This window comes from Nocardia sp. NPDC006982 (genome assembly GCF_042869435.1).
In the GTDB taxonomy this organism is placed as follows: Bacteria; Actinomycetota; Actinomycetes; order Mycobacteriales; family Mycobacteriaceae; genus Nocardia.
Genome location: NZ_JBIAFV010000052.1, coordinates 1 through 12873 on the forward strand (window position 1 = coordinate 1; position 12873 = coordinate 12873).

Annotated in this window: 10 protein-coding genes and 1 pseudogene; 9 read left to right on the forward strand and 2 right to left on the reverse strand. The window is 62.1% G+C overall.

Annotated elements, in window-relative coordinates; translation table 11 throughout:
• Window positions 1-52: 52 nt before the first annotated feature.
• Window positions 53-325 (forward strand): NAD(P)-dependent oxidoreductase, encoded by a 273-nt coding sequence (locus ACFYOW_RS48895; RefSeq protein WP_387298955.1) that lies wholly within the window; start codon window positions 53-55, stop codon window positions 323-325.
• Between the two features lie 1222 nt (window positions 326-1547).
• Window positions 1548-2144: pseudogene (locus ACFYOW_RS48900) on the forward strand (transposase); the annotation flags it as partial.
• Between the two features lie 136 nt (window positions 2145-2280).
• Here ACFYOW_RS48900 and ACFYOW_RS48905 read toward each other — a convergent pair.
• Complete coding sequence (locus tag ACFYOW_RS48905) at window positions 2281-2853, reverse strand: transposase (protein WP_387298937.1); 573 nt, start codon at window positions 2851-2853, stop codon at window positions 2281-2283.
• Between ACFYOW_RS48905 and ACFYOW_RS48910 the strand changes: the two genes are divergently transcribed.
• The 3 genes from ACFYOW_RS48910 (at window position 2840) to ACFYOW_RS48920 (ending at window position 5438) form a co-directional block, all read left to right on the forward strand.
• Window positions 2840-3280 (forward strand): MarR family winged helix-turn-helix transcriptional regulator, encoded by a 441-nt coding sequence (locus tag ACFYOW_RS48910; RefSeq protein WP_387298939.1) that lies wholly within the window; start codon window positions 2840-2842, stop codon window positions 3278-3280. The genes ACFYOW_RS48905 and ACFYOW_RS48910 overlap by 14 nt on opposite strands.
• Window positions 3281-3646: 366 nt before the next feature.
• Window positions 3647-4105 carry a MarR family winged helix-turn-helix transcriptional regulator gene (locus tag ACFYOW_RS48915; RefSeq protein ID WP_387298941.1) on the forward strand — a complete coding sequence of 153 codons (459 nt, stop codon included), beginning with the start codon at window positions 3647-3649 and terminating at the stop codon, window positions 4103-4105.
• A gap of 103 nt (window positions 4106-4208) precedes the next feature.
• Entirely contained in the window at window positions 4209-5438 is a 1230-nt protein-coding gene (locus tag ACFYOW_RS48920) for an FAD-dependent monooxygenase (RefSeq protein WP_387298943.1), read from the forward strand.
• 18 nt (window positions 5439-5456) lie between these two features.
• Here ACFYOW_RS48920 and ACFYOW_RS48925 read toward each other — a convergent pair whose 3' ends face one another.
• Window positions 5457-6641, reverse strand: coding sequence for an IS110 family transposase (locus tag ACFYOW_RS48925; protein ID WP_387298945.1), 1185 nt, complete (start codon window positions 6639-6641; stop codon window positions 5457-5459).
• 231 nt (window positions 6642-6872) lie between these two features.
• On the opposite strand from ACFYOW_RS48925, the gene ACFYOW_RS48930 reads away from it, so the two are divergent.
• The 4 genes from ACFYOW_RS48930 (at window position 6873) to ACFYOW_RS48945 (ending at window position 11560) form a co-directional block, all read left to right on the forward strand.
• The gene (locus ACFYOW_RS48930) at window positions 6873-7904 is read left to right on the forward strand and encodes a cupin domain-containing protein (RefSeq protein WP_387298947.1); all 1032 of its coding nucleotides are present in this window, start codon (window positions 6873-6875) and stop codon (window positions 7902-7904) included.
• Between the two features lie 72 nt (window positions 7905-7976).
• Window positions 7977-8777: a fumarylacetoacetate hydrolase family protein gene (locus tag ACFYOW_RS48935; protein WP_387298949.1), complete on the forward strand. Its 801-nt coding sequence runs from the start codon at window positions 7977-7979 to the stop codon at window positions 8775-8777.
• A gap of 40 nt (window positions 8778-8817) precedes the next feature.
• On the forward strand, window positions 8818-9807 hold the full coding sequence (locus tag ACFYOW_RS48940) for an ABC transporter substrate-binding protein (protein WP_387298951.1): 990 nt from the start codon (window positions 8818-8820) through the stop codon (window positions 9805-9807).
• Between the two features lie 1540 nt (window positions 9808-11347).
• The gene (locus ACFYOW_RS48945) at window positions 11348-11560 is read left to right on the forward strand and encodes a hypothetical protein (RefSeq protein ID WP_387298953.1); all 213 of its coding nucleotides are present in this window, start codon (window positions 11348-11350) and stop codon (window positions 11558-11560) included.
• Window positions 11561-12873 lie beyond the last annotated feature (1313 nt).

Below are 12873 nucleotides of genomic sequence, written 5' to 3' on the forward strand. Positions count from 1 at the left end.
TCTTCAGGAATCCCGTCTCGTCGACGACCAACACGCCGTCCGGGTCCCCGAGATGCTCGACCGCATACGCGCGCACGTCGTCGCGCACCCCATCGTTGCCGACCTCGCGGTGATGGAGGACATCCTCAGAGACAGCGGCTTGGACTGGACCGCCCTGCGACCACCGCGACTGACAAATAGGCCGGGAACCGGGACCTACCGAACCGTGCGCGGCCAGAACGTCCGGAGAGGGCGAGCCATCTCACGCGCCGACGTCGCTCACGGCATGCTTCGCGTGATCGACCAACCAGACACGGTCGGGTATACCGTCGGAATTGCCTACTAATTCGTCTAACAGGTCAGGACGCGGCGTCGAGGATATCCCATGCTTGCCGTGGACGAGGGCGCGTTCGACCGTGTTCAGATCTGGGAGGTGCGCTGGCCTGCAGGCTGGCATGAGATGGGGTCTTGCATATTCGCTCCTAATCAGTTCTGGGAGTGAGCCATCCGGGCAAACTCCTGGTGGTAGCCGGCTGGGGAGTACTCATTGCTCCTGGACCTTGAACTGAAGAAATACCCCGCACCCTCCGGGTATGCCGGGAAAGTTGATCGCTGCTGGGATTCGTGCCCGCCTTGTTCGGGGTGTGAGCACTGCGGGCGCCAGGTTGCCGTCCCTATAACCCAGCGACCATCATTGCGCTCTGCTCCAGAGCCTCGGTGGGGACAGCTACATCGAGGGCATCGACGACGGCGTGTGAATAAGGTGTCGGCTGCCAGGGTGATGGGTTCTGGCGCAGGAAGCGTTTGCGCCGTGAGGCGCTGTGTTTCGAGTGGAGGTGAGAGACCCCCGCCTCCGGCCTGTCGTAGCAGGTCGGTGGAGCTGAGGGCAGCCTGATCCCGGTGGTGCTGGGGAGGGTGGGAGCAGCCCTGACAACGCCGGGACGTGGCCAGTACTGCCAGATGGTGCGGGTCCGGCGAGCGGGATGAACAGGAGTACGCGAGGAACCAGCGTTGTTACGTCCCTCCATGCGCCACTTGCTCAAATCTGGCGGATATGGGCAGGACGCGGTGTGTCCCCGATGTTTACGCTTGCGGAGGGGAACTCCTGGACAGGTTTACGAAAGCCGGTCGGGAGGCCACGGGGAAGGTCTACGGCGTACTCGTGGCGATGCCGCAGGGACACAGTTGGGCTCCTACTTCGTCGAGCGAATCACAGTGAACACGGGAACCATCTGGTCATACTCCCCAGTGGCGGGCGATCCGGTTGCGCCGCACGGGGATAGACGCACCGACCGTCGAACGGGCCGGGTGGGGCGGAGCCGCCGGTGCGACACGAGGTCGCACATAGTGAGTGAACACATCAATGGAGGTTCGATGTCGAAGATGTAGTTCCAAGCCAGTGCTCATGGCTTGTCTCCGACCTCGGCGTGCGTCTCGGGTAACTGCGGGGTGCGGAGCATCGAGGTGAAGGTCCATGGGTTCTCGTTCCATCCGGGGACTACAGGCCAGGAGAAGACCGGACGGGCGAACGCGCAGTGAATCCTCGATGACGTCTCGTCACCGTCACCTCCGACACCATCGTCGCCGCGGTCAACGCAATCCCGAAACACGTGTGGACCCCGGCCTACGACGCCGAGGGCGAAGTCCGTGAAGGCGCGTGGGTCGCCGAGGTCACCGGCATGGTCGAGTTGACCGGCTGGCCTGCTGAAATGCGCTTGATCGTCCGGAAGGAGCGCCCACATCCCGGAGCTCAGCTGCGGTTCACCGACCTCGACGGGCTGCGGTTGACCGCGTTCGTCACCAACACTTGCCGCGGGCAGATCCCCGATCTGGAACTGCGTCACCGCCGCGGCGCCCGCTGCGAGGACCGCATCCGCGCCGCGAAAGACACCGGGTTGCGCAACCTCCCGTTCAAAACCTTCGCCGCCAACCAGATCTGGGTCGCGATCGTCGCTCTCGCGCTGGACCTGACCGCCTGGCTGCAAACCCTCGCCCTGCACGACCACCCCGCACGCGGTTGGGAACCGAAAACCCTTCGTCTGCAGCTGTTCTCGATCCCCGCGCGGATCGGCCGCCCCGCCCGCCGGGTCCACCTGCGGCTGTCCAGCCACCACCGCGGCACGAGCCTGCTACTGACCGCCCTCCACTGCATGCAACCGGGCTGACCAGCACAAACGCGCCCCTTCTACCGCTGAAAGGAAATTCATCCGGGCCCGTGGAACCCGGCAGCCACCCGCTGACCGGGCCACCTGTGTTACCCACAAGTCGCTGCTCAGCGACCCAAACCCAATCCGAACCCGATCACGCCGGGCCGAAGGCCCGGCGAAAGATCGAGGCTAGTTCGACAGTCTCGACTAGGGCGCGGGCCTTCATCGCGGACAGGAACCGCTTGGCGCCGCCGGGCACCTGCTCGAGCAGCAGCCGGTGAATACGGTTCAGCAGTTCGGTGCGGGCGCGGCCGAGTTCGTCGCGCCGGTCGACCAGCAAGCCGAGCGCGACCAATTCGGGATCGGCCTGTACCTGGCGCAGATTCGGTGCTCGCAACGCAGCCGACGCAACCGAGTGGGCGTCGACCGGGTCGGTTTTGCGGCCGTTGCCGGTGGCGAACACTCCCACCTGCGCCGACAGCTTCGCGGGCACGTCGATGACGGTTTCCCCGTCGGCCACCAGCCGGTGTGCCAGGTGCCGGCCGACACCCTTGCAGCCTTCGATCGCCCACACCCGCTCTCCGAAACCCTTTGCAGTAGAAATCATTTCGCTGTATCCGGTGGTGTCGGTGCCGTAACGCCCGGTCGCCAGGACTTTCCCGCCAGGATCGATGATTTCGATGGTCGCCGAGCGTTTGTGCGGGTCAATTCCGATGATGACCGGCATCGGTATCCTTCCAGATCGACGGATGGGTATCGGTGCAGGAAGGCACCGCTACTTCGAGCCAGGGCAGACCCCTTTCCAGCCACGCCTGCACGGTAACCCGGTGGGACGCAAGCCATTAGAGAGCCACACCGATACTGCTGGCGGGCAGCCACTGCAATATCAGCAGCTGGCTTCGGCCGAACTCGAGCCGATGGGCATCAGCCCCTATCAGTGGGCGGCGCTGAACTACCTCGACGAGCAGTACGGGCACTCCCAGCGAGTGGCAAAGCTTCTCGGCGTCGATCGCACGACCATGGTCGCCCTGATAGACCAGCTGCAGACGACGGGTTGGGTCGAGCGCCGCCCGCTCCCAATGATCGCCGCAACAACACCGTCAGCCCCACCGAGGAGGGGCGCGACGTGTTGCAGAGCGGCGCGCGCCTCGTAGACGATTACGATCGACGGTGCTTGGCCGCGCTGAGCGAACCAGACGCCGAACAGCCCTTCGAGCAAGCTCGACCGTAGCAGTCTCCGCCTGCGATAATGCCGAATCGATCGGCCGGGCACGATCTGACGCTAGGAATCTATCCCGTGCCTGGCAACGGTAGTGCTGACCGACCGGCGGCTCAGGCGATCAGCCGGCGCACCAACTGTGGGCTAAAGAGTGAGCAACTCCCATCAGGCAACGGCATTTCGGCCGCGGAGGTGGCGGTAGCTCCACATGGACGAGCGGAGCCGAGATAATGATCGGCAGATCCACCATCACAATCGACGCCAGAAATCGCGCGGTTAGCAGCATTCGAATGGTGCATGGATGATGAAAACGGAGGACGACTTGGCTGCGAATGGGGGCCTTGATTCCAAGGTGGGTCACTTGATTCGAGTCGCGGAACAGGTGCACACGGCACTGTGGTTCCAGCAGGTCTCACGAACGGTGACTTCGCCGCAGTTTGCTGTGCTCGAGACGCTTTCGGAAAATCCAGGGCTGGACCAACGAACTCTGGGCAAGATCGTTTCACTGAGGCAGGCGACGTTGACCGACGTCATCCAGCGGCTTGCTGGACGAGGAGAGATCGAGCGTTGGGAAGACCCGCGCGACCGGCGACGCAAGATCCTCAAACTGACGGCGAAGGGTCGCGCCGTGGTCATGACTCTCGCGCCGCGCGCCGAGGCGGTAAGCGATCTGTTGCTGTCGTCTATTCCGGACGCCGAGCGGGACAGATTCGTCGGGTTACTGGGCCTCCTTGCCAACCACTCCAACGCGCCGAAGTAGTTCACGGCCGGTACGGGAAAATGCCGGTCCTTGACAGATAGTTCGTACACGGTCCACCCTGGTCCCAGATCGCTTCGTACACGAAACATATGAGGCCTTGATAATGAATCTCTCACATCCGAGCCCGCTATTGATCATCGGTGGAGGAATCGGCGGCCTAGGGACAGCTCTTGCCCTTGCCAGAACAGGCCAGCCCACGCACGTCTTGGAACGAGCGCCCCAGTTCGCTGAAATCGGCGCTGGATTGCAGCTGGGTCCCAACGGGTTACGCGTGCTGGCGCAGTTGGGGCTGTATGAGCGAGTCGTTGCCAATGCCGTATTGCTCCAGCGAGCCGTGGTCCGCGACGCCGAGTCGGGGAAGGTAATCACGGAATTGAGTCTCACCAACACCTTGGTGCCACGCTACGGCTATCCCTATGCCGCTGTTCACCGCGCGGATCTGTTGGAGGCATTGCTCGAGGAATGCCAGCGCCATCCTTTGGTCCGGCTGAATGCAGGCAGCGAAGTGGTCGCGGTCGAGCAGGCAGCTGACGAGGTCACCGTTGTCTGCAAGAACGGCGACTCATACCAGGCACCTGCGGTGATCGGCGCAGATGGGTTGCACTCGGCCATACGCGCGTATGTCCACGGGGATGCCCCGGCCGAGTGCAGCCAATTCGTCGCGTATCGCGGGACAGTCCGGGTCGACCAGCTTCCCCCCGGTGTTCGGACCGATTCGATAACGCTGTGGCTCGGGCATGACTATCACCTCATGCAATACCCGATTCGCTCCGGCGAGCTTTTCAACCAAGTGGCGGTGTTTCGCAGCGACAGCTACGACCCGGATACGGACTTGGGGGGCACGACGGAGGAGTTGGACGCACGATTCGCCCAGGCGATCGGCCCGGTGCGTGAGTGTGTCCAGTTGGTGGGGCGAGATCGGCGGTGGGCGTTGTTCGACCGTTCATCGGACCGGACGTGGCATCGAGAACGGGTGTTGCTCGTCGGTGACGCAGCGCATCCGATGCAGCAGTATCTCGCTCAAGGTGCCGGTCAAGCACTCGAAGACGCGGTGTCCATCGCCTCGCACATCCAGACGCACGGCATGGATTTCACGTCCGCATTTAAGGCGCACGAGTCGTCTCGGTTGCCACGTGCCACCGCGATGCAAACTTACTCACGGTTCTGGGGGGAACTCAGCCATGTAGGTGGCCCGGCGAAGGTTATTCGCGACGCGTATCTGCGGTTGCGGGAACCCGACGATATGACCTACCTCGACTGGCTGTACGCGGATCCACCACGCGCCGAAGTGTTCGCACCTGATACGGGCGAGACCCGTCTGGAAACCGCATAGGACTTGCCAATCGTGATGTCAAGCCGCGGTAGTGACGGGAGGTGGGCTTTGGTCGCACCGCCGGTCACGGATCATGGCCCACAAGACGTTCAAGCGTCGGCGCGCGAGCGCGTGCAGCGCTTGCTTGTGGCCCTGGCCTTCGCTTCTCTTCGGTCGGTAGTACGCCTTGGAGGCGGGACAGGTGGTGATGCTGACCATCGCCGACAGATACATCCTCCGCACAAGACCCCGGTGGTATCGCTTGGGTTTGCGGAGGTTGCCGCCGACACGGGCGGAGTCCCGCGGCCTGGGAGCCAGGCCGGCGAACCCGGCCAAGCGGTCGGCGCTGCCGAACGCGTCCATATGGCCGCCGGTGGACGCGAGGAACTCGGCGCCGAGGGGTCTCATGCCGGGCAAGCTGATGATCACCTCGGCGTGCGGATGCTCGCGAAACTTGTCCTCGATGAGGGTGTCGAGTTCGGCGATCTCTGCGTCGAGGGCTATCACCGCCTTCGCGAGACGGGCCATGGCGGCGGCCAGCTTCTCTCCGGGCAGCGTGGTGTGCTGGGACTCGGCGGCGGCGGCTCTGTTCGCGCGCGCGGCGGCGTTGCGGACCTTGCTATTACGCAGCCAGGTCTCGATGCGCTCGGCGCCAGCGCGGCGAATCGCGGCCGGGACCTGATAGCCGGACAGCAGCATGATCGGCCCTTTTGTGGCCAGGTCCAGCGACCGCTCCGGGGCGGGGAAGATCTTGAGCAGTTGGGCACCCAGGCGGTTGATCCGGCGGGTGCGGTCGAAGACCACATCCAAGCGCCGGTTGGTCAGTGTGCACAGGTCCACGGCGATTTCGTCGCCGGGTCGCAGCAGGCCGAGGTCACGGCGCAGGCGAGCCTGGTCGGCGATGACGAACGCGTCCTTCGCATCCGTCTTGCCCTCACTCCGGTGGGTGGCAGAGGCTCGGTGGACTCCGAGGCCGGTCAAGTAGGCCATTGGCTGGTCACGGCCGAGGAGCAAGCCGATCAGCAGAGCGACTCCACCATGATTGAGGTCGAGAGCCCAGAGCGTGTCGGTGGAGATTGCCAGGACATCACCGAGCAGCGCAAGCAACTCGGCCTCGTCGTTCAACATCCGCCGCGACAGCAACCGATCACCATCGGCATTGATCACCACGCAGTGGTGGTGTTCCTTACCGATATCCACCCAGCAGATCTCGGGCACGCACACCTTCGCCAGTTCGTCATCTCACAGGTCACCCGCAGACGACCTCGCCGACATTGTCCTACAGCAACGATCAACTCGCGTATCCCAATTGGTAGTCGGGTCATCGTAGAGTTCCGGGCGGCCAAGAGCCTTGCCAACGGCACCCCAATGACAGCCATACCCGAAACCCCTGGGGCCCACCGATCCTACGAATGACCGGACCAGGCCCCACACCCAGAAAAGGTAGGACAACTAATGACTGCTATCGACGCAAAGAAATCCCTTGCTGACGCGTACTACGAGAAACTCGCCAAACATTCCGTCACGGCGCTGTGGACGATTCCAGATACCGAGTTCCCGGAACCGGCGATCGAAGAAGCAGCGCATGTCTGGCGGTGGACAGAGCTTTACGAACTGTTGCTCGAGGCGGCGGATGTCGTCGAGCTCGGCCAGGACGCCGCGCGTCGTGCGCTTACCGCACGCAACCCGAAACGGCAGTTCGGAGCCACCCACACAATGGGGTGCGGATACCAGATGGTGATGCCTGGGGAGACCGCACCCGCTCACAGGCACACCATCGGCGCGATCCGGTTCGTTCTGCAGGGCGGCGGGTATACCACTGTCGAAGGTGAACCTATCCTGATGGCGGACAAGGACTTGGTGCTGACCCCAGCAGGCACATGGCACGATCATCGAAATACCGGAGATCAGCCGCTAGTTTGGCTCGATGGGCTGGATGTCCCCTTCGTCAGGGGAATGCGGGCACAATTCTTCGAAGAGTATCCGGGAAACGCATTGCAGGAGCTGCATCTGCCTGAAGGCCACTGCCTGGATCGCTACCCGGCTGGGCTCAAACCCTTCGATGAGAAGCCCAGCACGCCACACTCACCGATGACCGTCTACCGATGGGTCGACACACTCGCCGCGCTCGAGCGAATGCGCGACTCTGGAATCGTTGACGCGCACGAAGGCACCAAGATGGAATACATCAACCCGCTCACCGGCGGACACGTGCTGCCTACACTCGCCTGCTACATGCAACTGCTGACAGCCGGCGTCAGTACGGAGCCACGGCGGACGACCAGCAGCGCGGTGCTGTGCGTCGCACAGGGATCCGGGCACAGCATCATCGACGGAAAACGGCTGGACTGGGACGAGAAAGACTTCCTCGTGGTGCCGTCCTGGGCGTGGGCAGAGCACCATGCCGACGGTGATGTCGCGATCTTCTCCATGACGGACGAACCGATGCTCGAGCCGTTCAACCTGCTCCGTGAAGAACGGGCCTGAGGGAACAGTATGCGATACGCGGTCTTGAAGGGGGGGCGCCTGGCGGTTGTCGCCGAAGACCATGTCGTGGATGTGACCGAGCTAATGGGTGTGGACACATCGACACCCGAGGGCGTGTTGGCGAATCTCATTCGACGCGGTGGCCGCTCAGCGTATATCGATCCGGCGCAGCTCCAATCGCTGCCGCATCAGCCTTTGCAGGATGCCGAATTCGGAGTTCCGCTGCCCGCACCCGGCAAGGTGATCGGCGCGCCAGCGAACTATTACGAGCATGTGGACGAAATGCCTGATGCTCAGACGATTATGGATTGGGGCGCATTCCTCAAGGCGCCGTCGTCGGTGATCGGACCGCGGGGAGTGGTGCAGCTGCCATACACCGACAAGAGAACTGATTACGAAGCAGAGCTGGCTGTTGTGATCGGCTCGACCACTCGGAATGTCTCGGCGGACCGGGCCCTGGACCAGGTTTTCGGATACACCTGCCTCCTCGATATCACGGTGCGATCCACTGAAGACCGATCCACCCGAAAGTCGTTCGACACGTTCACCCCGCTGGGGCCATGGATCACCACGGTCGACGAAATCGGTGACCCTGGTCGACTCGACTTGAAATGCTGGGTCAACGCAGCTCTCCGTCAGCATTCGTCGACTAGCAAGCTGATCTATGGAGTACACGAATTGATCGCATATATCAGCTCTGTGATGACACTACATCCGGGGGATGTCATCGCAACTGGAACGCCGGCCGGGGTCGGGCCGATTGTCGCCGGAGATGTCATTGCCGTGGAGATCAACGGCCTCGGACGGCTTGAGGTGGATGTGCGTGCCGATTACGCGATTCCCTATGCCGACCGGCCCGGCAAGCGCCGATGAGCCGTCCATCGGCATCCCATCGCCAGTTCTGGAGGACAGAATGACACCGATTCCGATCACACTGGCCTGCGGCGATTACGATCGCACGGCGGCCCTGCGCAGCGGCGAGATCGCCCCGGCAGGAATCGACCTGAACTATCTGACCATGCCGCCGGAGGAGATCTTCTACCGGATGCTGAAGTTCCGCGAATTCGATGCGGCGGAGATGTCGTTGTCGTCGTACTTGATGAGCCTGGAACGCAGCGATGAGTTCCTCGCCATTCCGGTATTCCCGTCTCGCACGTTCCGACACAACGCGGTCTACGTTAACACTACCGCCGGTATCGAGACACCTGCGGATCTGATCGGCAAACGCGTCGGTGTGCCGGAATATCAGATGACTGCCGCGGTATTCATCCGCGGGGCATTGGCCGACCGGCATGGCCTGCCCGTCGCGGGGCCCAAGTACCGAACCGGTGGCCTCCATCAGCCGGGGCGGTCGGAGAAGCTGCCGCTGCCTGCGCAACTGGGTGTGGACATAGCACCAATCCCGGACGATCGAACACTGGATCAGATGTTGGTGGCCGGTGATTTGGACGCGCTGTACAGCGCCCGGATGCCGCATTCGTTCCACGACGGAAATCCCGCCGTCGCCCGGTTGTTTCGCGATCCTCGACGCGTTGAGGAGAAGTACTTCACCGATACTGGTGTCTTCCCCATCATGCACACGGTCGTTGTGCGCCGCGACCGCTACGACAAGAACCCATGGATCGTGAGGTCACTATATGAGGCATTCGAGCACGCTCGGGCACTGGCAGTCGCCCAGATCAGGGAAACCAATGCGCTGCGGTACATGTTGCCCTGGCTCTACGACGAGTTCGAGAGCACTACTGCGGTCATGGGTGCGGATTACTGGCCGTACGGGGTCGAGGCTAACACGACAGTGCTCGGGACTTTCTTGCGATACTCCCTTGAGCAGGGACTGACGACAAGACAATTCGCACCCACTGATCTATTCGCGGCAGAGACCCTCGACGCCTACACGGTGTGAAGAAACCTGAAGAGTCCCATCTTCCACCAGGCAGCCGACAGGAGAGTTTCTGCAAAGGCACATGACTGCGCCGCCGAAGAACTGCGGCAGTTGCTGCTAGTGACACGCCAGCTTTGCGCACAGCGTCAGGAGATTCAGCCCGCCGCCGGACCGTGGCCACAGGCATCGGGCAGGTGACGTGATCGATCGAGTTGCGCTATGAGCAGAATCAGTAGGGCGTGGTAGGCCATCCGCGCCATGTTGACCTGGCCGGTCCCCGATGAGGCGTCTCATTCATTGGGAACAGGCCAATCGCATTGCCGCGATACCGATCGGGTGATCGGCACTCTGGCGAGGTTGAATAACTCGATCGTGTCCGCCGATGACCTGCGCCTCACCATGGGTGAGCCCAGATCCTCCTGGTCGCCATCGACATGGCCGAAATTACAATCTGTTGATCCGAATTTCCTTCCACACAAGGACATCACCTCCCGAGCCCGGCCGTCACGCCCGCGGAGTAGGAGGCACGCGATCGCGGCTGTTGGCGAAGGAGAAGGATCTGACCCGCCTTCGCCTCACGTGCGCCGCTCGTCGCAACGCCGAGGCGGATTTGGACACGAAGAACTGTCCAAATCGCCCCTCCTCCCGCGACGAGTAGTCAAGAGCCCGATAAGGGGCTCTACACCAATGGAAGGAACGACAGGCGATGGCGAGCAAGGAATCCCTGCGCATGGCCGACGAATGTCAGCGCATCTACTTCACTGGGTTGCCGCCGGGACACTATGCCCGACGGAGTCGCGGTGCGGGTGATCGAGTAGGAGATCACCAACTGCGAGGGTGACAACCCTGGCCTGATCCGGCTGGTCACCGCAGGACCGCCCACATCCAGCTAACAGGGGCGCGCGAATTAACAGCATTGGCGCAAATCGGGGGTATTACCTGCCGTGGTGATTGCTACCGCGTTGCCCGTTCCGCAGTATGGCGGATGTCTCAGTGCGGCGGTTTTCCTACTCTCAGTAAGGACGAGCCCCGTGAGAAAGGAGGTCTCAGCGGCCTGGCGCCATGCACTTCCATTGGCTCATGGACTGCTTCGACAAAGCCGCGGGTAACGATATCTGAATCGATGGGATCGTGTATGGCGGTGTTTGCCATCGCATGCAGCGCTCGAATCGTTGCTACCGGGGTATCCGGGCTGGCGATCGGTTTCTGGCGCAAGCTATTCCGCTTCCAGCGGACAGCGTGCTTACGGCTGGCGGTGAGCGCCTACCTGCGTGCACCGCACGCTCATCTCGATTATTCGCAGCTCGATTCAGGATGATCCGAGGCTGCCCGAGATCGGGACCTTCACCGCCCGGTTCCTCTGGCTGGCGCAGAGTCGGATCCAGCCGATTATCGGTCGCGCGGCCGTGACCGTTCCGGCATCCGGCCCTGGGGGTCTCCGCCGTGTAGAGCGCCGTCGCCCTTCGTAACGCCCCCAGAGCGACTTCAATGTGAACTTATCACTTCAAAAACAGGAAGCTAATAGTTAAGCTAGGGACACACCCACGACCGAGGAGGTGACATGGCGAAGCTGAAGATCGGCTACCTGCTGCCAACCCGGGACCACGCCATTTCCGGTGCTCACGAGTTCGGTCCGTTCGTCGTCCAGTCACTTCGGGCCGAAGAGTTGGGACTGGATTCGGTGTGGGCAGGTGACAGCCCCGTGACCAGGCCGCCCGCGGACCCGCTGCTGTTGCTGGCCGCCGCAGCCCCAACCGCTAGAGGCAGTGAGTGATGTATCTACACGGATCTTCTTCGACTATCAACCGATCTGGTAACCAACCGGCATCGACCAGTGCGCCGGAGCCATTGCTGGAGCCGGCGCGCCTTCTCCAGGCCATATCAGGTCGTTATATCAGTACCCAACCCCTCGTTGTGTGGGCCCGAGACCTCAGCGATCTGCACGCCGAATTGATTTCATTCCGGCTCGATCGGAAGCCACAGCAAGAAGGCCTCGTATGCGAGAAAGTTCGCGCACGAATCGATCGAATTGTAAAGGAGATCGATACTTGGGCCGCACGATACGTACCGCGCACGAAAAACGCCCGCAAACACACTCACTCGCTGGGCGAGGTGATCAGCCACATCGCTAAGACTTACGCCGAGGCGTGGTGGACAGTACTGCACTGCTCGGACGCCGAAACGTGTCATCAGGCATGGTTTCACCTTGGCGAGGCCCGAGAGGGCTATGCAGAAATGGTGAGCGAAATACGAGCACGACACCTCCAATTGCCGCTGGGGTGGCGCGGAGTCGAGAGGGGTATCGCATGACACGGTCGTTACACAGGAGGGACGACCCTACGAGCTCTTCCTGGCACAATAGCCACGCCCGCGACAGTCCCACCTAACGGACAGTGCCACCGGTCCTCGATGACGCTAAGCGTCGACCGACCCCAGCGCAAAAGCAGGGCAAGAATAAATCAGTTGTTGATCATGTGTGACTACCGGATTGGGTACTGCGGCTGTTATCTATTCCGGAGCTCGCCTGTCCCGGGGTGCGTGTGCTTGGCACACTCGCTGCCCCGGCAATGGGGCCGACTGGCGGTTCACAACGGCGTGGACCTCGGGACAGGTATACACGAGAACATCGTTGTCGCCACGAGCGAATATCCCGACCTGACTGCGACCCGAGCCGTATACAAAAAAATGCACGCAAGATTGAGTCAACGAAGACGTCCGGCGTACGCTCAGCGGCGGCCAGCGCTTGGACCCGCGATCAAATGCAAGGTTTCGAGGCAGTCCCGATTCAGGTTTGCGACCTCGGCCATCGGCTGGCACCCAACTCGACCGAGAAGGTTTGTGTTGTGGCGCGGACCGAGTCGACGATGAACTCGGGGGGCGGGCCAGTTATCAGTTGGCAATACCACGCCAAAATCTCCGACCACTATTCCGTTCGCTCGAAGATTGCCCAGAAATTACGGATTCGCCGAGGACTGGGGTTCCCCTGAAGTAGTGGACATCTGAGATAGCGGGACCAATGGTCCCTGGAAGGATGTTCACCATGGGTCGTCCGCGTCGATCGTATTCGCCTGAGTATCGGGTGGAAGC